Below are 26228 nucleotides of genomic sequence, written 5' to 3'. Positions count from 1 at the left end.
TTTCGGCCCGACCGTACCTAGAGGCCGGCGTCCCTGGCCAGCAGGGCCGCCTGTACCCGGTTCTCGCATTCCAGTTTCGCCAGGATCCGGCTCACGTACGTCTTCACCGTGGCCTCGCTCATGTGCAGCCGCCGCCCCGCGTCCGCGTTCGACAGCCCCTCCCCCAGCAGCGCCAGCACTCCCCGTTCCCGCTCGCTCAGTTCGGCCACCCTGCGCCTCGCCTGCTCGTCGCGGCCGGCCGTCCGGCCGGACGCGAGCTGGTCCACCACGTGCCGGGTAGCCGCCGGGGACAGGTACGCGTCACCCATCGCGGCCGCCCGCACCGCGCCGATGAGTTCGCCGGGCGCCGAGTCCTTCAGCAGGAACCCCGCACCGCCGCCGCTCAGCGCCCGCAGCACGTTCTCCTTCTCCCCGAAGGTGGTCAGGATCAGCGCCCGCACCTCGGGCGCCGCCCGCCCGAGCTCGGCAAGCGCCGTCAGCCCGTCCATCACCGGCATCTGGATGTCCAGCAGCATCACGTCCGGGCCGTGCGCCCGGGCCAGTTCCACCGCCTCCCGGCCGTTCGCCGCCTCGGCGACGACCTCGATGTCCGCCGCCGAGGTCAGGATCATCCTGATCCCGGCCCGGATCAGCGGTTCGTCGTCAGCGATCACCACGCGGATCACCTTGGCTGTCACCCGAGCTCCTACTGCTTGGCCTGGTACGCCTGCTTGTCGACGAGCTTGCCGTCCTTGAAGCAGAACCGGAAAACGCTGTCGGTGCCGAGGTCGGTGTCATCGTCCGCCAGGAAGGCCAGACACGTCGCGCCCTTCGGACGCGGCGGCCCCTTCCGGTCGAGCCCCTCGGTCAAGACGCTGTCCCCACTGGGCAGCCTCGACCGCACCGCGTCCTCCGCGTCGCCCACGTGGACGGCGTCGTACTCGTCCTTGCCGAGCATCGCATCGCCCACCGAGCCCACCAGCAACGCCACCGCGGCCCCGATCACGATCACCAGCACCACCATGGCCGCGATCGCGATCCCGCAGCCCAGCGTCACGCCCCCGGCCCGTCCGCCCCCGCTCAGCAGCTTCCGGTCGACCGCTTCCCAGTCGATCGGAGCCTGCCCACCGCCCCGCCCCCGCTGTCCGAAGTCGTCGGCGACCTCCTCCGCCCAGGCCTCCTGCGCCCCGGCCGGCTCGGTCCCGTACGGGAGCACCCCGGCCACCCGGAATCCGCCGCCCTCCGCGGCCCCCGCGTAGACCATGCCGCCGACCAGCCGGGCCCGTTCGCGCAGCCCGGTCAGCCCCTGCCCGCCGGACACCACCTCACCGGCGCCCGGACCGGCGGCCGGACCGTTGGCGATCTCCACCACCAAGGAGTCGTCCTCGTAGCGCAGTTCCACCGTGATGGGCGCGCCCGGCGCGTGCTTGTAGGCGTTGGTCAGCGCCTCCTGCGCGATCCGGTACGCCGCGTGGTCGCACGCCGCGACCAGCGGCCTGGGCTGCCCCGCGGTGGTGAGCCGTACGTCCGTCCCCGCGCTCCGCGCCGACTCCACGATCCCGGCGATGCCCGCCACCCCGCGCGCGGCGGGCTGCGCCTCCTCGACCGGCAGCGGCGCCTCCACCCCGTCCCGCAGGATCCCGACGACCTCGCGCAGCTCGTGCATGGCGGCGACCGAGGCCTGGCGCAGCACGCCCACCGCCTCCCGCTGCCGGTCGGTCAGGACGGGATCGACCTCCAGCGCACCGGTGTGCACCGAGATCAGCGCGAGCTGGTGGCCGAGGCTGTCGTGCATGTCCTGGGCGATGCGCTGGCGTTCGCGCAGCCGGGCCTGGCCCGCGACCATCGCCCGTTCGCGCAGCAGTTGGGTGTTGCGCTCCTGGAGGGCGCGCAGCAGCGTGCCGCGCTGGGACCAGTAGCGGCTGGCCAGACCGGGCATGACCACCATGGCCAGGAACATCAGGGTGCCGAAGACGACGATCAGCACCGGCTGCCCCTGCGACCACTCCTTGAACACGGAGAGGCCCACCACCGCGGCGAAGGCCGCGGTGAAGGCGCCGAGGGCCCGCCCGACGCCGACGATGCGCCGCCCCGCCGACCAGCCGAGCGGGATCGCCACGAGGAACGCCCCGGGAAGGTACGCGCCGACGGCCGAACCGACCACCAGCGTGAACACCGGAAGCCGCCGCCGCAGCAGGGTCAGCACCACCACGGACACGGCGCTGGCCACCATCCGGGTCGTGGAGCCCTTGTCGAGCTCCTCGACCCCCACCCCGAGCAGCACCAGCACCACGGCCAGCGCGAGATCCCCCGCCAGCATCCGCCGGGTCCAGGGCTCGGGCCCCTTCACCCAGTCCCATCCCGCACGCGCCCTCGCCGTCACATCCACCCGGCCGACCCTAGACACCACCCCGCCACCGGGCTGCCCTCTTTAGTCGCGCCCCCCTCAACGAAAGTCTCCCGGCGCAGCGCGGGCCGCGCTCATCGCCCGGCCTCGCCTCGACGACCACGGCCGGAGTCCGCCGCCCCCGTGAATTTCCCGGTTTTTATCGGTCTGGAATGTGCGCCCGCCGAGAGGAGGGTCCGGCCCCTCATTCCTCCGACCCGCGGGCGCACCACGCAGCACGCGCCGGTCACCGGCCACCGGCCACCCGAGACCCTCGTCACGCCCCGCCCGCACCCCGGACCCCCGGCCCGCACCCCCGGACACAACGAAAGAGCCCCCGCTCCGGATCTCTCCGGAGCGGGGGCTCTCTCAACTGTGCGCGAGGGGGGATTTGAACCCCCACGTCCCGAAGGACACTGGCACCTGAAGCCAGCGCGTCTGCCGTTCCGCCACTCGCGCAAGTGGCTACCAGCGGTTCTTCCCTTGCGGGCCGTTCCCCTGGCGACATCGGAACATTAGCACGTCGGATGGGGTGGATTCACATCGCTTTTCGTGCTCTCCCGGCTCCCGCCGACGACCGCCCCTCCCGTACTCGGCCGCCGGTGCGGGACACTGTCCTCGGGGCGCCCCTACGATCGCTTGTGAGGACCAACACTCCTGCGCACGTGACCGATGGGGAACCACCCGAATCCGCCATGCGTGGATACGATCAGTAAGCAGTACAGGGCGACAACGACGGAGGAGGTGCCCCATGGGAGTCCTGAAGCGGTTCGAGCAGCGACTCGAAGGTCTGGTGAACGGCACCTTCGCCAAGGTGTTCAAGTCCGAGGTCCAGCCGGTGGAGATCGCGGGCGCCCTCCAGCGCGAGTGCGACAACAACGCCACCATCTGGAACCGCGAGCGAACGGTCGTCCCCAACGACTTCATCGTGGAGCTGAGCACGGGCGACTACGAGCGCCTGAGCCCCTACTCGGGCCAGCTCGGCGACGAGCTCGCGGGCCTCGTCCGCGACTACGCCAAGCAGCAGCGCTACAGCTTCATGGGCCCCATCAAGGTCCAGCTGGAGAAGGCCGACGACCTGGACACCGGGCTCTACCGGGTCCGCAGCCGCACGCTCGCCTCCAGCACCTCCCAGTCCCCCGGCCAGCAAGGCCAGGGTCAGGGCCACCAGGCCCCCCCGGCCCAGCCCGGAGGCTACGGATACCCTCCGACCTCCGCGCCGCCCATGCCCGCCGGACCGCCCCCGGGCGGTCCCGGTGCGCGCCGACAGGGTCCCGGCGCACACGGAGGACCGGGCGGACCGGCTCCCGTGCCCACCGGCGGCGCCGTCCGGCGCCACTGGATCGAGATCAACGGCACCCGCCACCAGATCTCGCGCCCTACGCTCGTACTCGGCCGAAGCACCGAAGCCGACGTGCGGATCGACGACCCCGGCGTATCGCGCCGGCACTGTGAGATCCGGACCGGAACGCCCTCGACGATCCAGGATCTCGGGTCCACCAACGGCATCGTGGTGGACGGGCAGCACACCACCCGCGCTACGCTCCGCGACGGTTCGAGGATCGTCGTGGGTTCCACCACCATCATTTACCGGCAAGCCGAAGGGTGAAGCGGGGGCAATGTCAGAGCTGACCCTGACGGTCATGCGGTTGGGTTTCCTGGCCGTTCTGTGGCTGTTCGTCATCGTGGCCGTCCAGGTCATCCGCAGCGATCTCTTCGGTACGAGAGTCACGCAGCGCGGTTCCCGACGCGGCGGGGGCGCTTCCGGCGCCCCGACGCAGCAGGGCCGCCAGCCGGCGGCCCCACCGCAGCAGCGCCAGCGCCGCGGTGCGCCCACCAAACTCGTCGTCTCCGAGGGCACCCTCACGGGCACCACGGTGGCCCTCGCCGGCCAGACGATCACCTTGGGCCGCGCCCACGACTCCACGATCGTGCTGGACGACGACTACGCCTCCAGCAGGCATGCCAGGATCTACCCCGACCGTGACGGCCAGTGGATCGTCGAGGATCTCGGGTCCACCAACGGCACGTATCTCGACCGGACCCGGCTGACCACCCCGACGCCCATTCCGCCGGGCGCCCCGATCCGCATCGGCAAGACCGTCATCGAGCTGCGGAAGTAGTACGAGAATGAGCGAGCGGAGCGAGCGAGCCGCAGCGGTCCGTCCCACCGGGGACACGGACCAGAGCGCGCTCCAGGCCGGAGGGTGGGCAGTGTGGCTCGAGACCGGTTGTACCCCGAGGCGTCGACAGGGCAGGTGCGCATGAGTCTGTCCCTGCGGTTCGCCGCCGGATCGCACAAGGGCATGATCCGCGAGGGCAACGAGGACTCCGGCTACGCCGGGCCCCGTCTCCTCGCGATCGCCGACGGCATGGGCGGCCAGGCCGCCGGTGAAGTCGCCAGTTCCGAGGTGATCTCCGCCCTCGTGCAGCTCGACGACGACGTCCCGGGCTCCGACATGCTCACCGCGCTCAGCACCGCCGTGCAGCGCGCCAACGACCAGTTGCGCGTCATGGTCGAGGAGGACCCCCAGCTGGAGGGCATGGGCACCACGCTCACCGCCCTGCTGTGGACGGGCCAGCGCCTCGGCCTGGTCCACGTCGGCGACTCCCGCGCCTATCTGCTCCGCGACGGCGTCCTCACGCAGATCACCCAGGACCACACCTGGGTGCAGCGCCTCGTCGACGAGGGCCGGATCACCGAAGAGGAAGCCACCACCCACCCGCAGCGCTCCCTGCTGATGAGGGCCCTGGGCAGCGGCGACATCGTCGAGCCCGACCTCTCCATCCGCGAGGTCCGGGTCGGCGACCGCTACCTGATCTGCTCCGACGGGCTCTCCGGCGTGGTCTCCCACCAGACCCTGGAAGAGACCCTCGCCGACTACCACGGCCCCCGCGAGACCGTGGCCTCGCTCATCCAGCTCGCACTGCGCGGCGGCGGCCCCGACAACATCACCTGCATCGTGGCCGACGTCCTCGACACCGACAGCGGCGACACCCTGGCCGCCCAGGTCAACGACACCCCGGTCGTCGTCGGCGCGGTCGCCGAGAACCAGCACCACCAGCTCTTCGACGGCGGCAACGCCATGCAGACCCCGGCCGGCCGCGCCTCCGGGCTCGGCCGCCAGAGCTCCCCGCCCGCCGGCGCCTTCGGCCCCCCCGGCAGCGGCGAGGCCCCGGGTTACGGCGGTTACGGCGCCCAGGGACAGGGCGGCGGAGCCGACGCGTACGGCAGCTTCGGCGACCCGGACCCGTACGACGGGGACTCCGGGTACGAGGACACGTACGACCACCCGCGCAGGCGCCGCGGCAAAGGGCGCAAGTGGACCGCGCGGACGCTGACGCTGCTCGTGGTCCTCGGTGTCATCGGCGGCGGCCTGTACGCGGGCTACCGCTGGACCCAGACGCAGTTCTACGTCGGAGTCAAGGACGAGCACGTCGCGCTCTTCCGCGGGATCAGCCAGAAGCTGGGGCCGCTGGAGCTCTCCAAGGTGGAGACCGACCGCCCCGACATCGAACTGAAGTACCTGCCGCCCTTCAAGCGCAAGCAGGTCGTGGACACGATCAGCGAAGGCAGCCTCGACGCCGCCCGGACGAAGATCGACGAGCTGGGCACCCAGACCTCCGCGTGCAAGAAGGACGAGGAACGGCGTGCCGCCGAGGCCAAGGGCAACCAAACACCCGGCCCCGTCCTGACTGCCGCCGAGCAGCAGGTCGTCGGCCTGTGCGAGAAGCAGTAGACATACGCGGGCACAGGGGGCCCGCCACACCATGAGCGTTGTCACCAACACGACCACCATCGGCGCCATCGAGGCGCCGAGCCGGCGGAACACCGAGCTCCTGCTGCTCGCCTTCGCCGTGGTCATCACGATCTTCGCCTACGCCAACGCGGGCCTGTCGATCGACGGCGAACTGCCCCCGGGCATGTTCACCTACGGGCTCGGCCTCGCCGTGCTGGCGGGCATCGCCCACTTCGTCGTACGGCGCTACGCCAAGTACTCCGACCCGTTGCTGCTGCCGATCGCCACGCTCCTCAACGGGCTGGGCCTCGTCCTGATCTGGCGCCTCGACCAGTCCGAGCGGCTGCAGAACCTCGCGAAGCGGCAGTTCGGGGCCTTCTCCGAGTCCTCGCCCCGGCAGATGATGTACACGGCGCTGGCCATCGCGCTGTTCGCCGTCGTGCTGCTGGTCCTCAAGGACCACCGCGTGCTCCAGCGGTTCACGTACATCTCGATGGCCGCCTCGCTCGTGCTGCTGATCCTGCCCGTGGTCCCGGGTCTGGGGGCCGACGTCTTCGGCGCCAAGATCTGGATCAGCGTCGGCGGGTTCTCGATCCAGCCCGGCGAGTTCGCGAAGATCGTCATCGCCGTCTTCTTCGCCGGCTACCTCATGGTCAAGCGCGACGCCCTGGCACTCGCCAGCCGCCGCTTCATGGGCCTCTACCTGCCGCGCGGCCGCGACCTCGGCCCGATCCTGATGATCTGGGCGATGAGCCTGCTCGTCCTGGTCTTCGAGAACGACCTCGGCACCTCGCTGCTCTTCTTCGGCATGTTCGTGATCATGCTGTACGTGGCCACCGAGCGGACGAGCTGGATCGTCATCGGCCTGCTCATGAGCGTCGGCGGGGCCACCGTGGTCGGCGCCACCGCCAGCCACGTCAAGGCCCGCGTCACCGCCTGGCTCGACCCCTTCGCCTGCTACCAGAAGTCCGGCGCCTGCGAGCAGGTCGGCCAGTCGATCATGAGCTTCGGCTCCGGCGGGGTCCTCGGCACCGGCTGGGGACAGGGCAACTCCGACCTCATCGGCTTCGCCGCCAACTCCGACTTCATCTTCTCCACCGTCGGCGAGGAGCTCGGGCTCGCCGGGGTCATGGCCTTCCTCCTGCTCTACGGCCTGATCATCGAGCGGGGCGTGCGCACCGCCCTCGCCGCCCGCGACCCCTTCGGCAAGCTCTTCGCGATCGGCCTCTCCGGTGCCTTCGCGCTCCAGATCTTCGTGGTCGCCGGCGGAGTCATGGGCCTCATCCCCCTGACCGGCATGACCATGCCCTTCCTCGCGTCCGGCGGCTCGTCCGTCCTCGCGAACTGGATCCTCATCGCCATCCTCATCCGGATCAGCGACACCGCACGCCGCCCTGCCCCGGCCCCGGCTCCGTCCCCCGACTCCGAGATGACCCAGGTGGTCCGCCCGTCATGAACAAGCCCCTGCGCCGCATCTCGATCTTCTGCGGGCTGCTCGTCCTGGCACTGCTCGTGCGGACCAACTGGATCCAGTACGTCAAGGCCGAGGAACTGAGCACCCGCAAGGAGAACCGGCGGGTCCAGATCGCCCAGTACGCCACCGAGCGCGGCAACATCATCGTCGAGGGCAAGCCGATCACCGGCTCCGCCGTCACCGACGGCAGCGACTACAAGTTCAAGCGGACCTACATGGACGGTCCGCTCTGGTCCCCCGTGACCGGCTACGCCTCGCAGGCCTTCGGTTCCACGCAGCTCGAGTCCCTCGAGGACGGCATCCTCACCGGCAACGACGACCGGCTCTTCTTCGACCGCACCATCGGCATGTTCACCGGCGAGAAGAAGCAGGGCGGCAACGTCGTCACGACGCTCAACGCCGCCGCGCAGAAGGCCGCGTTCGACAAGCTCGGCGACAAGAAGGGCGCCGTCGCGGCGATCGACCCGCGCACCGGCGCGATCCTCGCCCTGGTCAGCACCCCCTCGTACGACCCCACGTCCTTCGCGGGCAACTCGAAGGCCGACGAGAAGGCCTGGGTCGAGCTCAAGGACAGCGAGGACAAGAAGCTGGTCAACCGCGCCCTGCGCGAGACCTACCCGCCCGGCTCCACCTTCAAGGTGGTCACCGCCGCCGCGGCCCTGGAGCACGGCGTCGTCACCGACGTCAACGCGCCGACCGACACCGAGGACCCGTACATCCTCCCGGGCACCAAGACCGAGATGGTCAACCACGCCCCGAACTGCGGCAAGGCCACCCTCAACTACGCCCTCCAGGTCTCCTGCAACTCCGTCTTCGCCAACATGGGCGACAAGGTGGGGCGGGACAACATGGTGAAGACCGCCGAGAAGTTCGGCTTCAACAACGACAAGATCGACACCCCGGTCCGCGCCTTCGCCAGCGTCTACGACAAGACCATGGGCAAGGACGGCAACGCCCTCAGCTCCATCGGCCAGTTCAACACCGCGGCCACCCCGCTCCAGATGGCCATGGTCACCGCCGCCATCGCCAACAACGGCAAGCTGATGAAGCCGTACATGGTCGACCAGCTGCAGTCGCCCAACGTCGACGTCATCGAGAAGCACGAGCCGCAGGAAATGAGCCGTCCCCTCTCCGCCGAGAACGCGAAGAAGGTCCGGGACATGATGGTCAACGTCGTCGAGAACGGCACCGGCAGGACCGCCCGGATCAAGAACGCCGTCGTCGGCGGCAAGACCGGCACCGCCCAGCACGGCGAGGGCAACAAGAAGCGCCCGTACGCCTGGTTCATCTCCTACGTCGAGAACCCGGACGGCAGCTCGCCGGTCGCCGTCGCCGTCGTGATCGAGGACAGCGGCGCGGACCGCGAGGACATCAGCGGCGCCGGCCTCGCCGCCCCGGTCGCCAAGGCGGTCATGGAAGCCGTGCTCAAGAGCAACAAGGGGTAACGGGCGGGGCGGAAGGCCACGCGAGAGCCGCAAGGGGCCCACAGATGTGATCCGGGTCACTGTCCCCGCCCGGATCCGAGCGTACGGTACCGGTCCGGTATCAGCCTGTGGTCACGAACCGATCACCGACGATCGGCCGGTAGCCTTTGCGCGAACAGCACACCGCCGGACCACACACCGGTGCGGTCGGGACTGACGGAGAGGGCTGCAACGTTATGGAAGAGCCGCGTCGCCTCGGCGGCCGGTACGAGCTGAGCCACGTGCTCGGCCGCGGTGGCATGGCCGAGGTCTACCTCGCCCACGACACCCGGCTCGGCCGTACCGTCGCCGTCAAGACCCTGCGCGCCGACCTCGCCCGCGACCCGTCCTTCCAGGCCAGGTTCCGCCGCGAGGCCCAGTCGGCCGCATCGCTCAACCACCCGGCGATCGTCGCCGTGTACGACACCGGCGAGGACTACGTCGACAACATCTCCATCCCGTACATCGTGATGGAGTACGTCGACGGCTCGACCCTGCGCGAGCTCCTGCACTCCGGCCGCAAGCTGCTGCCCGAGCGCACCCTGGAGATGTGCATCGGCATCCTCCAGGCGCTGGAGTACTCGCACCGCGCCGGCATCGTGCACCGCGACATCAAGCCCGCCAACGTCATGCTCACCCGCACCGGCCAGGTCAAGGTCATGGACTTCGGCATCGCCCGCGCCATGGGCGACTCCGGCATGACCATGACGCAGACCGCCGCCGTCATCGGCACCGCCCAGTACCTCTCCCCGGAGCAGGCCAGGGGCGAGCAGGTCGACGCGCGGTCCGACCTCTACTCGGCCGGCTGCCTGCTGTACGAGCTCCTCGCCGTCCGTCCGCCGTTCATCGGGGACTCCCCGGTCGCCGTCGCCTACCAGCACGTACGGGAAGAGCCCCAGCCCCCGTCGAACTTCGACTCCGAGATCACGCCCGAGATGGACGCGATCGTGTTGAAGGCGCTGGTCAAGGACGCCGACTACCGCTACCAGTCCGCCGACGAGATGCGCGCCGACATCGAGGCCTGCCTCGACGGCCAGCCCGTCGCGGCCACCGCCTCCATGGGCGCCGCCGGCTACGGCTACCCCGACCAGGGCCACGGCTACGGACACCAGGGCTACGACCAGCCCACCACCGCCCTGCGCACCGCCGACCCGAACCAGACCTCCATGCTCCCGCCGATGCCCCCGGGCGACGGCGGCTACGGCTACGGGGACCAGGGCGGCTACGACCAGGGCGGCCGCGGCCGGCGTCCGCAGAAGAAGAGCAAGGCCTCCACGATCCTGCTGGTCACCGCCGGCATCCTCGTCCTGGTCGGCGCGATCCTGATCGGGCGCTCCATCTTCGAGACCACCGCCGACAACCGGCCCGTGGTCCCCAAGCTCATCGGCGAAACCCTGGAGGCCGCCAAGGCCAACGGGGACAACGTCGGTCTCGTCGTCCAGCAGGACGGTGAGATGCCCTGCGACGCCGTCCCCAAGGGCAGCGTCTGCGAGCAGTCCCCGGCCGAGGGCCTCAAGGTCGACAAGAACTCCGTCGTCAAGGTGAAGGTCTCCACCGGCGCGCCCAAGGTCCTCGTCCCGAACGTGATCAACCTGGCGATCGCCGACGCGGAGAAGGAGCTCCAGGGCAAGGGCTTCCAGATCGAGAAGAAGACGGTCGAGTCCGAGCGGCCCGCCGGCACCGTCATCGAGCAGAACCCGAAGAGCGGCGAAGCCGAGAAGGGCTCGACCATCGAGCTGACGGTGGCCAAGGAAATCTCCAAGGTGACCGTCCCGGACCTGACCGGCAAGAGCCAGGCCGATGCTTCGAAGGCCCTGCAGGCCCTCAAGCTGAAGCTCGGCAGCGTCACGGAGGTGGACGCGCCCCCGGGCACCGCCCCCAAGACGGTCGTCGGCCAGGACCCCGGCATCAACAGCCAGGTCGACGTCGGCTCGACGGTCAACATCTCCGTCGCCAAGCCGGTCCAGCAGCTCGTGGTCCCGAACCTGGTCGGCAGGACCGTCAACCAGGCCAGGGAACTGCTGGCCGCCAAGGGTCTGGTCTTCGGCTCCATCCTGTCGGGCTCCTCGGACGGCAAGGCGAGGATCCTGAGCACGGACCCGCCCGTCGGCAGCCCGGTGGCCCCCGGCCAGGTGATCAACGTGAACACGGCGCCCGACGGCCAGCAGAACGGCGGCAACGACGGCGGCGGCTTCTTCGGAGGCTTGGGCGGCTGACCGCGCAGGAACGAGCACCAACGGGTCCGGCCCCTCTCCACGAGAGGGGCCGGACCCTTTTTCCGTGCGTGTCTTCATATGTACGAAATTCGTTAGCCCGGACGGGGGTGGGCAGCAGAGCCCGCCCGGGAGGGACGGACGGACGGACGGACCATGATCAACGAAACGGTGCTGCTGGAGTCCAAGACCTTGCGCACGAGCGTCCTGGAGCGGACGGAAGTACTGGACAGGGTGAAGGTGCTGTCACTCCTGCCGGACGGGCTGCATGTGACGACGGCGATGGTGGCGGCGTACTACGAGGTCACCCAGGTCGTGATTCGCGCCCTGCTGTTCGACCACCGCGAGGAACTGGAGTCCAACGGCTACCGGGTTCTGACAGGTACAGAACTGAGTTACTTCAAGCAACTCGGTGACATTCCGTCACAGGCTTCGTCACTCGCGGTATTCCACCGTCGGGCCGTCCTGAACGTCGGGATGCTCCTCAGGGACAGCGAAGTCGCACGTCAGGTGCGTAACCACCTCCTCGACGCCGAGGCCGAGGTCCACACACGACCTGTGGACAACCTTATCCACAAGCCTAGTTGGGACGAGCTCGACGAGCGGATCGACAACCGCATCACCGACGTGCTCGGCAAGACCGTCGTGCCGATGCTGAACGTCCTCATCGAGACCTCCGGCGAACAGCGCCACGAGCTGATCTCCCTCCGGGAGGACGTCCGGCAGATCCAGCAGCGGCTCATCGAGCACGACCTCCAGCTCAGCCGCCTCCAGCGCGGCCAGGACACAAAGGCCCTCACCGGGGTCATCGGAACCATCGACGCCATGCACTGGCGGGAATTCCAGCAGCACGTCGCCGGCCTGCTGCGCCGCGACGGCTGCACCGGCGTGGAGGTGTACGGCGGGCACGGCGGCGACCGCGGGGTCGACATCAGCGCCAAGACGGCGGACGGACGCTCGGTCGCCGTCCAGTGCAAGAACTTCGCGCCCTTCCGGCACGTGCTCAGCGGCGAGATGCAGAAGTTCCTCGGGGCCTCCAAGGTCCTCCACCAGGCCGATGTGGCCCTCTACGTCGCCACCTGCGCCTTCACGCGCGAGTCCTTGGCCATTGCCGCCCAGGGCGGTGTCACGGCCGTGCACAGGGGCCTTCTGGAGGCTTGGAGTGCCGGTGTACGGCTCCAGGTCCTGCGCTGACTTCGAAAGAGACAGGCTGTCGCTTTCGAAGTCAGCGCAGCTCCGCCGGGAGGCTCCGCTTCGCGTCGACCTTCTCCGTGCGGACCAGCTCGCCCCACACGATGTAGCGGTACTTCGAGGTGTACACGGGCGTGCAGGTCGTCAGGGTGATGTAGCGGCCCGGCGCGGTGCGGCCCGACTCCTTGGGGACCGGGCTGATCGCGTCCACGTTGTACTTCGAGGTCTGGCTCAGCTCGGCGAAGACCTTGTACACGAACCAGGTGTCGCGGGTCTCGAAGACGACCGCGTCGCCGTTCTTCAGCTTGTCGATGTTGTGGAACTTGGCCCCGTGCCCGTCGCGGTGGGCCGCCAGCGCGAAATTGCCCCCTGCCGGGTCCCACGGCAGCGCCGACTTGACCGGCTCCGTGTAGTAGCCGGCGACGCCGTCGTTCAGGACATCCGAGCCGGTGCCCCGCTTGACCAGCACCTCGCCGTTCTTCATCGCCGGCACGTGCAGGAAGCCGATCCCGCCCTGGACGTCCAGCGCGCCCGGCGCCGCAGCCGCCGTCTGCGAGGGCGCCGCCCGGTCCCACTGCTCGCGCACCGCGTCCCCGCGCGCGGAGGCGTCCCGGTCCGCCAGGACGTTCGTCCACCACAGCGAGTACGCCACGAACAGCCCGAGCACCAGGCCCACGGTGATCAGGACCTCGCCCAGCAGGCTCAGGAACCCCGCGACGGCGCTGCGGTGCGGGGGCGGTGCGGCACGTGACACTGCGGATCCTCTACGGGCTGGTCAGCTCGGGCGGAGCACCCTGGCTGCGGGGGCGTTCAGCGGTCATCCTGCCCCATACGATCAGCCGGTAGGTGCTGGTGAACTCCGGGGTGCAGGTGGTCAGCGTGATGTACCGGCCCGGAGAGGTGAATCCCGATCCGGCCGGCACCGGCTTGATCACCGACACGTTCGACGGCGGGGTCTGCGCGAGCTGCGTGCTCGTCTCGTAGGTGTAGTACGCGTCCCGCGTCTCCACCACGATCTTGTCCCCCGGCACCAGCCGGTTGATGTAGCGGAACGGTTCTCCGTGCGTGTTCCGGTGGCCCGCCAGCGCGAAGTTGCCCTGGGGATCGCCGGGCATCGCGGTCGCGAGCGGCGCCTCGGAGTAGTGGCCGACCATGCCCTTGTCGAGGACCTTCGCCTTGTTCGTGCCCTCCGCGACCGGCACCTTCACGTCCAGCTTCGGGATGTACAGGATCGCGAAGCCCTGTCCCGGCTCGAACGCCGCCACGGGCGGGGCCGCCGCCCCGGCCGGATCGCGGTCCCAGGTCTGGAGCAGGGATCCGGCCGCGTCATCGGCCGTGCGGCCCGCCAGGAAGTTCGTGTACCAGAGCTGGTAGCCGACGAAGAGCAGCATCACCAGGCCCAGCGTGATGAACAGCTCCCCCGCGAGCCTGCTGACGACCACCACCGGCCCGCCCGAGGCCGGCCGCCTGCGCCGCCGGCCCCGGCCCCGCGCGCGCGTGCGTTTCGCGGCCTCCTGTGCCGCCCTGCGTCGCGCTGCCCGGCCCTCGGTGGGCGCGGACGGCGCGAGCGCCGTCACGCGACGGCCTTGCCCACCACCGGGGCGAGCCCCACCGAGCGCTCCACCGCGCCCGCGTCACCGCAGCGCACCAGCCAGTTCGCGAGCATCCGGTGGCCCCACTCGGTCAGCACGGACTCGGGGTGGAACTGCACGCCCTCGACGTCGTGCTCGCGGTGACGCAGACCCATGATGATCCCGTCCTCGGTCCGCGCCGTGACCTCCAGCGTGTCCGGGAGGGTCGGCGGCTCGGCCGCGAGGGAGTGGTACCGGGTCGCGGTGAAGGGCGAGGGAAGTCCTTCGAAGACTCCGAGGCCCTCGTGGACCACCGGCGAGGTCTTGCCGTGCAGCAGTTCCGGAGCCCGGCCGACGACGCCTCCGTAGGCGACGGCCATCGACTGCATGCCGAGGCAGACACCGAAGACCGGTACGCCCGTGTCGGCACAGTGGCGGACCATGTCCACGCAGACCCCGGCCTCTTCGGGCGTGCCCGGGCCCGGGGAGAGCAGTACGCCGTCGAAGCCGTCCTGGGCGTGGGCGAGCTCGACCTCGTCGTTGCGCAGCACCTCGCACTCGGCGCCGAGCTGATAGAGGTACTGGACCAGGTTGAAGACAAAGCTGTCGTAATTGTCGACAACCAGAATGCGCGCGCTCACGGAGTCGCTCCCGATCCCTCGTCCACCGTCACATCGTTGAACGGAAGCAGCGGCTCGGCCCACGGGAAGACGTACTGGAACAGCACGAACACCACCGCGAGCACCAGCACGAGGGAGATCATCACGCGTACCCACGCGTTACCCGGCAAATGCCGCCAGATCCAGCCGTACATGCCGCCTTTGTCCTTTTCGTCCACGATCGTTCAACGCACCGCAGGGGCGGTACGTCCACAGCCTAAAGCCACCCGCCCGGCGCGGAGGGTCACCTTGCCAAACCCTCCGGTACTCCCTGGGCGAGGGTCCGCATACCGGTCAGTTCGGCCCAGACCACGAGCCGGTGGCTGTGGCCCCATTCCGGGTCGCAGGTGGTCAGCGTCAGGTACTTGCCCGGCCCGGTGAAGGGCGAGCGGGCCGGCACCGGATCGACGACGCCGACCTCCGTGGGGAGCGTGCGCAGCGCCTGCGCGCGGACGGTGTACGTGTACCAGCCGGTGGCGTCCTTGAGGATCACCAGGTCGCCGGTGCGCAGCTTGGGGACGTCCTTGAAGGGGTCCCCGTACGTGCGCCGGTGGCCGGCCACCGCGAAGTTCCCGGTGCCGCCGAGCCGGGCCGTGCCGGCGTAGTGGCCCAGGCCCTTTTTCAGCAGCTCCGTGCCCGTGCCCTCCAGGACGGGCTTGTTCCAGTCGCGGCCGAAGCGCGGGACGTACATCTCGGCGAAGGCCCGGCCCGGCGGGTACGCGGCGGTCTCCGGGGCGGCCGGGGCCGTCGACGGCGCGGGGGCGGGCTGCGGGGCGGCCGCGGGCGCCGCGGACCAGCCGTCCCTCATGCGGGCCATCTCCCCGGCCATGGCCTGGTCGGCCTTGACCCCGGTCCACAGCAAGACGTAGACGACGAAGAGCACGATGAGCGAGCCCGCGGTCAGACACACCTCGCTGAACGTCCGTACCAGCAGGCGCGGCACGTCGACGTCACGGTCACGGGGTGGCGGGCTCCAGCGGCTTCGCATAGTGGAGGTCCACTGTGCCGGAGTAGCCCGGCAGTGTCAGCGCCTTGTGCTCGTCCACTTTCCAGCCGAGCCCGTACGCGTTCACGTACAGCTGGTAGTTCTGCAGCGCCGGGGAGGCCGCGAGGGCCTTCTTCAGCGCGCCGGGGTCGCCGACCGCCGACACCTTGTACGGGGGCGAGTAGACCCGGCCCTGGAGGATCAGGGTGTTGCCCACGCAGCGCACGGCGCTGGTGGAGATCAGGCGCTGGTCCATGACCTGGATGCCCTGGGCGCCGCCCTGCCAGAGGGCGTTGACCACGGCCTGGAGGTCCTGCTGGTGGATCACCAGGTCGTTGGGCTGCGGTTCGGGGACGTTGGGGATGCGGGCCGTGGCGTTCGGGGGCGCGTCGTTCAGGGTGACCGTCACGGCCTTGCCGGTGATCTCCTCGGTGCCGGAGGCGGCGCGCAGGGCGGCCAGCTTGGCCTCCTCGGCCCTGGTGCTCCCGTTGTCGCGGGCGGCGAGGGCGTCGACCTGGTCGCGTGCGGTGGCGGTGCTCTTCTCCAGCTCCAGATTGTTCTGGCTGCGCTCCTGGATCAGGTCGGACAGCTTGAGGAGCGAGGCGTCCGTCCGGATGTTCGTACCCTTGGAGGTGTTGAAGCTGGTGACGAAGATCAAGCCGGCCAGGGCGAAAACGGCGGCCGTGAGCAGCCGGACCGGTCTGGCACGGCGACGGGGACCCGCGGAGGAGTCGTCGGAATTGCTCAACGTACCCTTCTCCTTCAACGCCACAGGTCCACTACGCTAACGGACGCCCGGGGCAGGCAAGGTCCCCAGCCCATCGACAGGAGAGCCCCTCGTGCCGAAGTCACGTATCCGCAAGAAGGACGACTACACGCCGCCCCCCACGCGGACGCCGCAGTCGATCAAGCTGACGAACCGCAACTGGGTCGCCCCGGTCATGCTGGCGTTCTTCTTGGTCGGCCTGGCATGGATCGTCGTTTTTTATCTGTCCGAGACCCAGCTTCCGATCGAAGCCCTCGGAAATTGGAACATTGTGGTCGGATTCGGCTTCATTGCGGCAGGATTCGGCGTCTCCACGCAGTGGAAGTAGCCCGGCTCCGCAAGCTCTCCCCATGAGTTATCCACAGCGTCATCCACACCTGAGGAAAAGACAGAAGATCTGTGGATAACTCTGTGGAGAGTTGACGCCGGTGTGATCAGGTGAGTGCGGAAAGTTCGGCCGTCCGGATCGCGATCAGGGCTGTGGCCAGCAGGAACACCGCCACACAGGTGCTCCACTGGACGAATTTGCGATTCCGCGCGCCCATGTCCTTGGTGGGCCACAGGAAGCCCGCCGCGACCAGCACACCGGTGACCAGACCACCGATATGGGCCTGCCAGGACACGTTCAGCCCCGGCAGGAAGGTCAGTACCAGCATGAACACCGCCATGGTGATCAGCGGGCGCATTTCGTACCGCATCCGCCGGAACAGCACCACCGTGGCGCCGAGCAGGCCGAAGACGGCGCCGGAGGCACCGAGGGTCGCGACGTTCGGCTCGGTCAGCAGATAGACCACGGCGCTGCCGCCCAGGGCGGACAGCAGGTACACGGTGAGGTAGCGGGCCCGGCCGAGGGCCTGCTCCAGCGGTCCGCCGATGTACCACAGGGCGAGCATGTTGCCGAAGATGTGCCACAGCTTGACGTGCAGGAACGCCGAGGTCAGCAGCCGGTGGTACTCGCCGGTGGAGACGCCTTCGAGTGGCCAGCCCACCTGCTCCCGGTACCGGCCCAGCAGCTCCAGCTGGATGACCATCCCGGGGAAGACGAAGCCCGCAAGGAACACCGCCACGTTGATCCCGATAAGGATCTTGGTGACCAGGTACGGATCGGCGGCGACGACCCCGCCCGCGATGGTGCGCGGGGTGTTGGCCGCGGGGCCGTGGCCCGTTCCCGAGCCCCCGCGGACGCACTCGGGGCACTGGAAGCCGACCGAGGCGTTGATCATGCACTCGGGGCAGATCGGCCGCTCACAGCGCGTACAGCTGACCCCGGCCTCGCGGTCCGGGTGCCGGTGGCAGCCCGGAAGACGGTCGTTGTCCATCGGTCCCCTCGTTCGGCGCAGAACACGGCGGCGGGGACGGCGGATCCGCCCGCGCCCGTCCGGTACGTATCGAGGACGGACGGGCGGGGCCGAAAGGTTCCCCTGCGGTCAGCGCTTCTCGATGACGACGGACTGGATGATCACGTCGTCGAGGGGGCGCTCGGTGCGCGGGTTGGTGGGACCCGCGGCGATGGCGTCGACGATCTTCCGGCTGGCCTTGTCGCCGATCTCGCCGAAGATGGTGTGCTTGCGCGTCAGCCAGGCGGTCGGGGCGACGGTGATGAAGAACTGCGAGCCGTTGGTGCCCGGGCCGGCGTTCGCCATCGCGAGCAGGTAGGGCTTGGTGAAGGCCAGGTCGGGGTGGAACTCGTCGGCGAACTGGTAGCCGGGGCCGCCGGTGCCGTTGCCCAGCGGGTCGCCGCCCTGGATCATGAACCCGCTGATGACCCGGTGGAAGACGGTGCCGTCGTAGAGCGGGTCCGTGGTCTTCTGGCCGTCCGTGGGACGCGTCCACTCGCGCTCACCGGTGGCGAGTTCGACGAAGTTCCGCACGGTCTTCGGAGCGAAGTTCGGCAGAAGCTCGATCTCGATGTCGCCGTGGTTGGTCTTCAGGGTGGCGTAGAGCTTCTCGGCCACGGATCTGCCTTCCTCTCGTCGTCACTGTCGGTTTCAGATCCTCCCACGGAGAGCTGCACCGGACGGAAATCGTCCACTCGTATGCCCTGTCGCGCATGCCGGTCGGCGGTATGGGAGGCATGATCCGACAAAGGGTGGAAAGGTGAACTGTGTCCGCCACCGAGGAGGAGGATCCCGTGACCCGCAAGGAAAGCGTGCGCCTGGCAGCATCAAGTGCCAGGGATACGGCGCGGCACGCAGCGGAAGTGGTGGCGCCGTACGCGGAATCCGCCAAGCACGCTGCGGTGCATTACGCCCACGAAGCAAATGAACGGCTCGCACCGAAGGTGTCTTACGCGGCCGGCGAGGCTGCCAAACAAGCCCGCCAGACGTACGGCTGCCACGTACAGCCCCGGATCAAGGCGGCGCGTGCCCACGTGCCGCCGAATGTCGACCGGGCGGCGTCCCATGCCGTGAAGCAGACCCGCCTGGCGGCCCGGCACACGGTTGAGTACACGCAGCCGCGGCTGGAGAGCGCCCTCGCGGCGGCCCAGCCGGTGGCCGAGGAGGCCGCGTCCCGGTCGACGGCGGCGCTCGCGGCGCTGCGAGGCCAGGTATCGGCCAAGGAAGTCCGGAAGCTCGTACGCAGCCACGAGCGGCGCGCGCGCTGCGGCCGGTGGTTCAAGGGCGCGGCGGTGGTCGGCGTCCTCGCCGGCGGGGCCTACGCCGCGTGGCGCTGGTGGGACCAGCAGTCGAACCCGGACTGGCTCGTCGAGCCGCCGGCCGCCACCGAGCTGTCGGCGCGGGAGGAGGCTGCGGCCTCCTTCGACGAGGAGCCGGCGGCGAAGGAGCGCGACACCGGCACGGAGTTCGTGTCCAGCCTGGAAGAGGAGGCCGAGGCCGCGCAGGAGCGGATCGACGCGGAGGACGCGAAGCGCAAGCACCGCTGAGACGGCGTGGACGAGAGCGTGACACGAGAGTGGGGCCCGGATCCTGGAGAGGATCCGGGCCCCACTCTCATGTTCCCCCTCGCTAGCCGGGGAGGTTGAGCTTCATCCCCGGGTGGATCATGTCGGGGTTCGAGCCGATGACGCCCTTGTTCATCGCGTAGAGCTCGCGCCAGCGGCCCTCGTTGCCGAGCTCGCGGCGGGCGATCGCGGAGAGCGAGTCGCCCGGGCGGACGGTGTACGTGCGCTGCGCCTTGGGCGCGGGCTTCGGCATCGGCGCCGCGGGCACCGCCTTGTGCGCGGCGGACGTCGGGGTGGGTGTGTGCGGGGCCGGCCGCGCGACGGGGGGCGCCGCCGCGGCCTTGGGCGGGGCCGGGGCCGCCTTGGGCGGCGCCGCTGCCGCCATGCGCTCGGCGGCCGCCTTGGTCGCCGCCGCCGAGTCGGTGTACTTGCTCCCGGCGTCGGCGGGCATCGCGGACGGGGGCGCCGGGGCGTCCGCGGCCTGCTGTTGCACCTGCTCAGCCGCCTTTTGTGCGGCCTTCTCGGCTTGTTCCTTCTTCTTGTCGGACCTCATGAAGTCGAACAGTCCCATGTGCGTACGCCTCCGGCATGGTGGTGCCCCCCTGGGCTTGAGTGCCTTGTTCCACTCTCTGCCAGAAGGCCCGGGACGGCCCTGTGACGGGGCCATCCGGGGGATGCCGGGCTACTACTGGCGGGCCCTGCGGGCCGGCCTCGGGCTCTCCGACGGGGTTCCCAGATCGCCCTTCACCAGCAGGTTCAGCACGCGCAGCACGGCCTCGCGGTCCGCGTCCGCGAGGGAGGCGAGCGCGTCGGCGTGCACCTCGTCCACGATGCGGCTGCTCTCCTGCGCCAGGGCGGCGCCCTTCTCCGTGACGACGATGACGCGGGCCCTGCGGTCGGTGCTCGACTGCCGCCGCTCGGCCAGGCCGGCCTTCTCCAGGGCGTCGACGGTGACGACCATCGTCGTCTTGTCCATGCCCCCGATCTCGGCGAGCTGGATCTGGGTCCGCTCCTCCCCCAGGGCGTGCACGAGCACGCAGTGCATCCGTGCCGTGAGCCCGATCCGGTCAAGGGCCACCGCCATCCGGGTGCGCAGGACGTGGCTGGTGTGGTCCAGGAGGAAGGAGAGGTCCGGCTCGTTCCGGGCGGGTGCCATGGCTGTCATGGCCGCCAGTCTAGCAATTCAGTCCTCAACAGATCGTCCGCAACGGAACTATCTGATACGGTCTTACTACGCCAGCCCGCCGCTCACCGACTGGGGACACAGATGCCTGCCACTTCCGCTCCCGCAGCTCCCGCCGCTCCTCCCACCACGCCCACCACGCCCACCACCCGCGCCGGGTCCGCCTCCGCCCCTGCCTCCCCGGCAGCCCCGCGCGGGCTGCGCTCCCGGTGGACCGCCCTCGGGGTGCTGTCCACCGGCGTCCTGATGACGGTCCTCGACGGCAGCATCGTCACCGTCGCGATGCCGGCCATCCAGAAGGACCTCGGCTTCACCCCCGCCGGACTCAGCTGGGTCGTCAACGCCTACCTGATCGCCTTCGGCAGCCTGCTGCTCCTCGCCGGCCGGCTCGGCGACCTCATCGGCCGCAAGCGGATGTTCCTGGCCGGGACCGGCGTCTTCACCGGAGCCTCCCTGCTCGCCGGGTTCGCCGGCTCGCCCGAGGTACTGATCGCCGCCCGGTTCCTGCAGGGCGTAGGCAGCGCCATGGCCGCGGCCGTCAGCCTGGGCATCCTGATCACGCTGTTCACCGAGCCCCGCGAGCGGGCCAAGGCCATCGCCGTCTTCTCCTTCACCGGGGCTGCCGGAGCCTCCCTGGGCCAGGTGCTCGGCGGGGTCCTGACCGATGCCCTCGACTGGCACTGGATCTTCTTCATCAACCTGCCCATAGGGCTCGCCGCCCTCGTACTGGCCCTGCCCGCGCTCCCCACCGATCGGGGACTGGGTCTGCGCGCCGGAGCCGACGTCATCGGCGCCCTCCTGGTCACCGCGGGCCTGATGCTCGGCATCTTCACCGTCGTCGAGGTGGAGCGCTACGGCTGGGTCTCCGCGCACACCCTCGGCCTCGGCACCCTCTCGGTCGCCCTGCTCGCCGGATTCACCGCCCGCCAGGCCAAGACCCGCACCCCGCTGGTACCGCTGCGGATCTTCCGCTCGCGGACCGTGGTCGGCGCGAACCTGGTCCAGATGCTGATGGTGGCCGCGCTGTTCTCCTTCCAGGTCCTGGTCGCCCTGTACCTCCAGAACGTGCTCGGCTACGGAGCCGCCGAGACCGGCCTGGCGATGCTCCCCGCGGCCGTGGTCATCGGCGGGGTCTCCCTCTTCGCCTCGGCCCCGCTGAACGCCCGCTTCGGTGAACGGAGCGTCCTCCTGGCCGGGCTGGCCCTGCTCGTCGCCGCCCTCGGCCTGCTGACCCGGCTCCCGGTCCGCGCCGACTACGTCACCGACCTGCTCCCCGTGATGCTGCTGGCCGCCGGCTTCGGCCTGGCCCTGCCCGCCCTCACCGCGCTGGGCATGTCCGGCGCCGACGAGCGGGACGCGGGCCTCGCCTCGGGCCTGTTCAACACCACCCAGCAGATCGGCATGGCCCTCGGCGTCGCCGTCCTCTCCACCCTGGCGGCCGCCCGCACCGACTCCCTGCTCTCCACCGGCCTCGACCGCGCCGCGGCACTGACCTCCGGCTACCACCTGGCCTTCGGTATCGGAGCCGGCCTGATGCTCACGGCGCTCGTAGTGGCGGCAACCCTGCTGCGGACCGGCCGGCGCCGGTGACCCCCGCCCGATGTTTCACGTGAAACATCGGGCAGGACGAGGTCGGGCTGACCGAGGAGGACCCTGGACACGGCTGTGGGCCGCTCCGCACACCGGAGCGGCCCACAGCCGTTTCACGAAAAGACCGTTACTTCACGAAGAGGCCGTTGAGCGTGCCGTAGTCGACCGCGCCGTCGAGCGCCCCGTACGTCCCCTGCTCCAGCACCTCCACCGCCGCGGCGCGGGCCGCGGTGTACGCCGCCTGCGCCACCCCGGTCCCGACACTGACCCGGCGCACCCCGGCCTTCGCCAGCTCGGCGACGGACGGGCCGCCCGGCCCGGCCAGGACGTTGACCGGCAGCGGGCCCCGCGCGATCTCGCTCAGGGCGTCCAGGTCCAGCAGCCCCGGCACGAAGATCCCGTCGGCCCCCGCGGCGGCGTACGCCTCCACCCGCGCCAGTACGTCGGCGAGGCGGCCGGACTCCTCCCCGATCCCGAACAGGAAGACGTCGGTACGGGCGTTGATCACCAGCTCCGGCAGCCCCGCCCCGGCGGCCGCCTCGCGGGCGGCGCGGATCCGTTCGGCCTGTTCCGAGGCGGTGTGGAGCGAACCGTCGGACGCCTTCGAGTCCTCCAGGTTGATCCCGACGGCGCCCACCGCCACCACCTCGCGCACGGTGGCCGCGACATCCTCGTATCCCCCCTCGATGTCCACGGTGACCGGGACGTCCACGGCCGCCACGATCCGCGCGGCCACCGCGAGCATCTCCGGCGCCGTCGCGTGCTGCCCGTCCCCGCGCCCGATCGACCAGGCCACGCCACCACTGGTGGTGGCGATGGCCTGCGCCCCGGCCGACTCGATCACCGCCGCGCTGCCCGCGTCCCAGGCATTGGGGAGAACGATCAGCGACGCACCCAGCTCACGCAGCCGCAGGGCCTTCTCGGTGGTCCTGGCTTCCACGGTCATCCGAACTCTCCTCAGCCATAACGTTCTTAAGTGCTCGTCACATCGACCCAAAGGTAGAGGACGGCGCCCGGAGGGTGCGCTGGTCACCGGGCCGTTCCCTGTTACGCATCCAGGACGGCAATCCCACGTTCCGGCCGATCAAGATCCGTAGATTTCTCATCAGCAGCCCCGCAGACCTGACCGGACGAAACCCCGACAGCGACACCGCGGCATGCGACTCTCCACCTCTTCCCGGACAATGCTTCAAGGAGTCGCACCCTGGCGGTGCTGCGCAACGGCGCCGAGGGCCCCGAGGTCTGGATCCGCGCCGTCGCCGCCGACTGGAAGCCGGGCGACGGCTGGGCCGGCCACCAAGCCCGTCCCGAAGCCCACGCCCAAGCCCACGGCCAAGCCCACGGCGAAGCCCGCCGCCCGGCTCCCGTAGGCCCCCGGTTCCTCAGACCCACCCGGTGAGCGCGCTCAGCGGGAGCGGAAGAAGCGCCTGACGTCTCCGACCAGCAACTCGGGCTCTTCCAGGGCGGCGAAGTGGCCGCCCCGGTCGAACTCGGTCCACTGCACGATGTTGTTCGTCTGCTCGGCGAGGTGTCGCAGCAGGACGAAGTTCTCGTGCGGGAAGTGGGCCAGGGCGGTGGGCGCCTTCGACGGCTCGGGCGGTGCGCCCCAGTAGTCGGCGTGCGCGCGCTCGTAGTAGAGACGCGCCGAGGAGCCCGCCGTGGCCGTCAGCCAGTAGAGCATCACGTTCGTGAGGAGCAGGTCGCGGTCGACGGGAGAGCCCGTCCACTCGTGGAACTTCTCCGCGATCCAGGCGAGCTGGCCGACGGGCGAGTCGGTCAGGCCGTACGCGAGGGTCTGCGGGCGGGTGGACTGGATGTCCGCGTACCCCTGCCGGTCGCGGGCCCATTCCTTGAACCGCTCCCAGGAGAGCCGGGTGCGCGCGGCCTGCTCCGGGGACAGGCCCAGCAGGTCGGCCGGTTCCGGTTCCCGTGCCATGTAGGCGTTCGGAATCAGATTCAGGTGGACGCCGATCACCTCGGGCCGCGTGCGGCCGATCTCGCGGGAGATGGCCGCGCCCCAGTCGCCGCCCTGGACCCCGTACCGCTCGTATCCGAGCCGCCTCATCAGCTCGGCGAAGGCCGCGGCGACGCGCCGGAATTCCCACCCCGCCTCCCGGGTCGGCCCGGACAGGCCGAAGCCGGGGATGCTCGGCAGGACCAGATGGAAGGCGTCGGCCGGGTCGCCGCCGTGGGCGGCCGGGTCGGTGAGCGGGCCGACGGCGTCGGTGAACTCGACGATCGAGCCCGGCCATCCGTGGGTCATGAGCAGCGGGGTGGCGTCCGGCTCCGGAGACCGTATGTGCGCGAAGTGGACGTGCGCCCCGTCGATCTCGGTGGTGAACTGCGGCCATTCGTTCAGCTTGGCTTCGGCGGCCCGCCAGTCGTATGTGTGCCGCCAGTACCGCACCAGTTCCTTCAGGTGCCCGCCCGGAACTCCGTACGCCCAGCCCGAGCCGGGGATCTCGTCCGGCCACCGGGTGCGATCCAGGCGTTCGTGGAGATCGTCCAGATCGGCTTGGGGGATGTCGATCCGGAACGGGGTGACGTTCTCTTCGGAGATCACGCGACGCATCCTCACTTCGACCGCAGCTTCGACTTGTGGCCGGGCGCACGGACGGCGAACGCCGCGACGTGGCCCGGGGGCACCAGCACATCTTCCAGGACCCAGCCCGGGGGGCCCGGCGCGGGCAGCCGCCCGGCGCCCACGTAATCGAGCGAGGGATCACGGGACAGGCCGGTGCCGAGGCCCTTGAGGTAGGACTCCTTGCGCACCCAGGCCCGGGCGAAGGCCCTCGGCTTGACGTGATCCGGTGCGGCGGCCACTTCCGCGGTCTCGGCGGGGTGCAGGAGCGTGGAGGTGCCGACGGCGAGGTCCAGCGCCGGCACTTCCTCCACGTCCACGCCCACCGGTGTGCCGGCGATCCCGACCAGCACGAGATCGCCGCTGTGGGACAGCGAGAAGTGCGTGCCCGCGCCGTCCACCGCGGGGCGGCCGTGCGGGCCGCCGCAGGTGGGGCAGGGCTCCCGGACCAGACGGACGGCGCCGGGCCCGGTTCCCAGGCGGGCGCCGAGCAGCAGGCGCAGGGCCACGTGTGCGACGAGAAAGCAGCGGCGCGTCCTGCTCCCGGCGAAGCGGGCCGCCCGCCCGAGCTCCTCCTCGCCGAGAACGCCGGGAGCCAGCCTCGCGGCGGCCGCCCCGTGCCGCGCCGCGTCCACGGTCCACAGGGACGGCAGCCCGGCCCGCGTGTCCGCGGCAATGCGGCGCCGGACGGCCTCGGGCCGCTCTCGGAAGCCGAACTCCGATGCCTCGGCCATCGCCGGCGCCATCACCATCGCCGGCGCCATGGCGGACGCCATGATCAGCTGCTCCGTACCGGCGCGACGGAGCGGACGAGGTCCGCGACCTCGGGCCAGTGGTGCTGGAGGTAGAAGTGGTCGCCGGTGAGGGTCTCCTGCCGGAACCGGCCCACGGTGTGCGGGGACCAGGCGCTCAGGTCGTCGAAGGTCGCCACCGGGTCCGCGTCGCCGCCCAGGGCGACGAGGGTGCAGCTCAGTGGTGCGTCGCCGCGGTGCCGGTAGGTTTCGCTGGCCTGGTAGTCGCCGCGGATCAGCGGCAGGAGCAGCGAACGCATCTCCGGGTGCTCCAGCAGCTCGGCCGCCGTACCGCCGAGCCGGACGACCTGGTCCGCGAGCGCCGTGTCGTCCAGCAGGTACGACGTGGTGACACGGACCCGTGAGGGGGCGGGGCGGCCGGAGGCGATCAGTGCCTGCGGGCCCTCGTCGCCGAGCCGCTGGGCGACCTCGTACGCGAGGATCGCGCCCATGCTGTGCCCGAAGAAGACGCGCGGCACATCGACGGGATTGCGGCGCAGCGCCTCGGCGGTGCGGTCGGCCAGCTGGTGCAGGTCGGTGATGACCGGTTCCTCGTGGCGGTCCTGGCGTCCCGGGTACTGCACGGCGACGACCTGAGCGTCCCCCTCGAGTTCGCGGGCCAGGGGACGGTAGACGCTTGCCGCGCCTCCCGAGTGCGGGAAGCACACGAGCTGGGGAGCACGGTCGGGCGTACTGCCGGACGGATTGAGGTACTTGAGCCAGGCCGAGGGTGACGGTGACATCTCTGCTCCCC

The 26228-nt window shown here is 70.3% G+C and carries 26 protein-coding genes, 1 tRNA gene and 1 pseudogene; 11 read left to right on the top strand and 17 right to left on the bottom strand.

Features of this window, described 5'->3' with window-relative positions; all coding sequences use genetic code 11:
* Window positions 1-17: 17 nt before the first annotated feature.
* The 3 genes from OG247_RS22215 to OG247_RS22205 form a co-directional block, all read right to left on the bottom strand.
* Window positions 18-665 (bottom strand): response regulator transcription factor, encoded by a 648-nt coding sequence (locus OG247_RS22215; protein ID WP_327257577.1) that lies wholly within the window; start codon window positions 663-665, stop codon window positions 18-20.
* Between the two features lie 20 nt (window positions 666-685).
* Window positions 686-2299: a sensor histidine kinase gene (locus OG247_RS22210; RefSeq protein WP_327257576.1), complete on the bottom strand. Its 1614-nt coding sequence runs from the start codon at window positions 2297-2299 to the stop codon at window positions 686-688.
* 442 nt (window positions 2300-2741) lie between these two features.
* Window positions 2742-2824: transfer RNA gene (locus OG247_RS22205), tRNA-Leu, on the bottom strand.
* A 292-nt stretch (window positions 2825-3116) separates the two neighbouring features.
* On the opposite strand from OG247_RS22205, the gene OG247_RS22200 reads away from it, so the two are divergent.
* From OG247_RS22200 to OG247_RS22170, 7 genes are all read left to right on the top strand, one after another.
* Window positions 3117-3974, top strand: a complete 858-nt coding sequence (locus OG247_RS22200) for a DUF3662 and FHA domain-containing protein (RefSeq protein WP_327253877.1) — start codon at window positions 3117-3119, stop codon at window positions 3972-3974.
* A gap of 10 nt (window positions 3975-3984) precedes the next feature.
* Window positions 3985-4488: an FHA domain-containing protein FhaB/FipA gene (locus OG247_RS22195; RefSeq protein WP_243331039.1), complete on the top strand. Its 504-nt coding sequence runs from the start codon at window positions 3985-3987 to the stop codon at window positions 4486-4488.
* Between the two features lie 141 nt (window positions 4489-4629).
* Window positions 4630-6105, top strand: coding sequence for a PP2C family protein-serine/threonine phosphatase (locus OG247_RS22190; RefSeq protein ID WP_327253876.1), 1476 nt, complete (start codon window positions 4630-4632; stop codon window positions 6103-6105).
* A gap of 31 nt (window positions 6106-6136) precedes the next feature.
* Entirely contained in the window at window positions 6137-7561 is a 1425-nt protein-coding gene (locus tag OG247_RS22185) for an FtsW/RodA/SpoVE family cell cycle protein (RefSeq protein ID WP_327253875.1), read from the top strand.
* Window positions 7558-9024: a peptidoglycan D,D-transpeptidase FtsI family protein gene (locus tag OG247_RS22180; protein WP_327253874.1), complete on the top strand. Its 1467-nt coding sequence runs from the start codon at window positions 7558-7560 to the stop codon at window positions 9022-9024. The genes OG247_RS22185 and OG247_RS22180 overlap by 4 nt, the downstream gene beginning before the upstream one ends.
* Before the next feature lie 215 nt (window positions 9025-9239).
* Window positions 9240-11258 carry a Stk1 family PASTA domain-containing Ser/Thr kinase gene (gene pknB, locus OG247_RS22175; protein WP_327253873.1) on the top strand — a complete coding sequence of 673 codons (2019 nt, stop codon included), beginning with the start codon at window positions 9240-9242 and terminating at the stop codon, window positions 11256-11258.
* A 153-nt stretch (window positions 11259-11411) separates the two neighbouring features.
* On the top strand, window positions 11412-12449 hold the full coding sequence (locus OG247_RS22170; protein WP_327253872.1) for a restriction endonuclease: 1038 nt from the start codon (window positions 11412-11414) through the stop codon (window positions 12447-12449).
* Window positions 12450-12480: 31 nt separating this feature from the next.
* On the opposite strand, the gene OG247_RS22165 is transcribed toward OG247_RS22170, so the two are convergent.
* The 6 genes and pseudogenes from OG247_RS22165 to OG247_RS22140 form a co-directional block, all read right to left on the bottom strand.
* Window positions 12481-13200 (bottom strand): class E sortase, encoded by a 720-nt coding sequence (locus OG247_RS22165; RefSeq protein WP_327253871.1) that lies wholly within the window; start codon window positions 13198-13200, stop codon window positions 12481-12483.
* Between the two features lie 10 nt (window positions 13201-13210).
* Window positions 13211-13888: pseudogene (locus tag OG247_RS22160) on the bottom strand (class E sortase); the annotation flags it as partial.
* A gap of 131 nt (window positions 13889-14019) precedes the next feature.
* Window positions 14020-14658: an aminodeoxychorismate/anthranilate synthase component II gene (locus OG247_RS22155; RefSeq protein WP_254382122.1), complete on the bottom strand. Its 639-nt coding sequence runs from the start codon at window positions 14656-14658 to the stop codon at window positions 14020-14022.
* Window positions 14655-14855: a hypothetical protein gene (locus OG247_RS22150; RefSeq protein ID WP_327257829.1), complete on the bottom strand. Its 201-nt coding sequence runs from the start codon at window positions 14853-14855 to the stop codon at window positions 14655-14657. The genes OG247_RS22155 and OG247_RS22150 overlap by 4 nt, the downstream gene beginning before the upstream one ends.
* 65 nt (window positions 14856-14920) lie before the next feature.
* Window positions 14921-15664 (bottom strand): class E sortase, encoded by a 744-nt coding sequence (locus tag OG247_RS22145; RefSeq protein ID WP_327253870.1) that lies wholly within the window; start codon window positions 15662-15664, stop codon window positions 14921-14923.
* Entirely contained in the window at window positions 15633-16409 is a 777-nt protein-coding gene (locus tag OG247_RS22140) for a DUF881 domain-containing protein (protein ID WP_327253869.1), read from the bottom strand. The genes OG247_RS22145 and OG247_RS22140 overlap by 32 nt, the downstream gene beginning before the upstream one ends.
* Window positions 16410-16500: 91 nt before the next feature.
* On the opposite strand from OG247_RS22140, the gene crgA reads away from it, so the two are divergent.
* On the top strand, window positions 16501-16755 hold the full coding sequence (crgA, locus tag OG247_RS22135; RefSeq protein WP_250738676.1) for a cell division protein CrgA: 255 nt from the start codon (window positions 16501-16503) through the stop codon (window positions 16753-16755).
* Window positions 16756-16861: 106 nt separating this feature from the next.
* Here the strand turns inward: crgA and OG247_RS22130 are convergent, their stop codons facing one another.
* Both OG247_RS22130 and OG247_RS22125 read right to left on the bottom strand, forming a co-directional pair.
* Complete coding sequence (locus tag OG247_RS22130) at window positions 16862-17746, bottom strand: rhomboid family intramembrane serine protease (protein ID WP_327253868.1); 885 nt, start codon at window positions 17744-17746, stop codon at window positions 16862-16864.
* Between the two features lie 108 nt (window positions 17747-17854).
* A complete protein-coding gene (locus OG247_RS22125; RefSeq protein WP_327253867.1) occupies window positions 17855-18382 on the bottom strand; it encodes a peptidylprolyl isomerase in 528 nt (175 codons plus the stop codon).
* Between the two features lie 176 nt (window positions 18383-18558).
* On the opposite strand from OG247_RS22125, the gene OG247_RS22120 reads away from it, so the two are divergent.
* A complete protein-coding gene (locus tag OG247_RS22120) occupies window positions 18559-19311 on the top strand; it encodes a DUF5324 family protein (RefSeq protein WP_327253866.1) in 753 nt (250 codons plus the stop codon).
* 82 nt (window positions 19312-19393) lie between these two features.
* On the opposite strand, the gene OG247_RS22115 is transcribed toward OG247_RS22120, so the two are convergent.
* Window positions 19394-19900 (bottom strand): LysM peptidoglycan-binding domain-containing protein, encoded by a 507-nt coding sequence (locus OG247_RS22115; protein WP_327253865.1) that lies wholly within the window; start codon window positions 19898-19900, stop codon window positions 19394-19396.
* 114 nt (window positions 19901-20014) lie between these two features.
* Window positions 20015-20494 carry a MarR family winged helix-turn-helix transcriptional regulator gene (locus OG247_RS22110; RefSeq protein ID WP_327253864.1) on the bottom strand — a complete coding sequence of 160 codons (480 nt, stop codon included), beginning with the start codon at window positions 20492-20494 and terminating at the stop codon, window positions 20015-20017.
* Between the two features lie 102 nt (window positions 20495-20596).
* Here OG247_RS22110 and OG247_RS22105 point away from each other — a divergent pair, with 102 nt between their 5' ends.
* Entirely contained in the window at window positions 20597-22102 is a 1506-nt protein-coding gene (locus OG247_RS22105; RefSeq protein WP_327253863.1) for an MFS transporter, read from the top strand.
* 127 nt (window positions 22103-22229) lie between these two features.
* Here the strand turns inward: OG247_RS22105 and OG247_RS22100 are convergent, their stop codons facing one another.
* Window positions 22230-23048: an isocitrate lyase/PEP mutase family protein gene (locus OG247_RS22100; RefSeq protein WP_327253862.1), complete on the bottom strand. Its 819-nt coding sequence runs from the start codon at window positions 23046-23048 to the stop codon at window positions 22230-22232.
* A 264-nt stretch (window positions 23049-23312) separates the two neighbouring features.
* Here OG247_RS22100 and OG247_RS22095 point away from each other — a divergent pair, with 264 nt between their 5' ends.
* Entirely contained in the window at window positions 23313-23501 is a 189-nt protein-coding gene (locus OG247_RS22095) for a hypothetical protein (protein ID WP_327253861.1), read from the top strand.
* Window positions 23502-23507: 6 nt separating this feature from the next.
* Here OG247_RS22095 and OG247_RS22090 read toward each other — a convergent pair whose 3' ends face one another.
* Genes OG247_RS22090 through OG247_RS22080 form a run of 3 tightly spaced genes read right to left on the bottom strand, consistent with a single transcriptional unit; the run spans window position 23508 to window position 26217 of the window.
* Window positions 23508-24665 (bottom strand): epoxide hydrolase family protein, encoded by a 1158-nt coding sequence (locus OG247_RS22090; protein ID WP_327253860.1) that lies wholly within the window; start codon window positions 24663-24665, stop codon window positions 23508-23510.
* A gap of 11 nt (window positions 24666-24676) precedes the next feature.
* The gene (locus OG247_RS22085) at window positions 24677-25459 is read right to left on the bottom strand and encodes a 4'-phosphopantetheinyl transferase family protein (RefSeq protein ID WP_327253859.1); all 783 of its coding nucleotides are present in this window, start codon (window positions 25457-25459) and stop codon (window positions 24677-24679) included.
* Window positions 25460-25461: 2 nt separating this feature from the next.
* A complete protein-coding gene (locus tag OG247_RS22080) occupies window positions 25462-26217 on the bottom strand; it encodes a thioesterase II family protein (protein ID WP_327253858.1) in 756 nt (251 codons plus the stop codon).
* Between the last annotated feature and the right edge of the window lie 11 nt (window positions 26218-26228).

The sequence above is a fragment of the Streptomyces sp. NBC_01244 genome (assembly GCF_035987325.1).
Taxonomy (GTDB): domain Bacteria; phylum Actinomycetota; class Actinomycetes; order Streptomycetales; family Streptomycetaceae; genus Streptomyces.
Note: the sequence above shows the minus strand (reverse complement) of the source record. Positions and strands in the feature narration are given on the sequence as shown.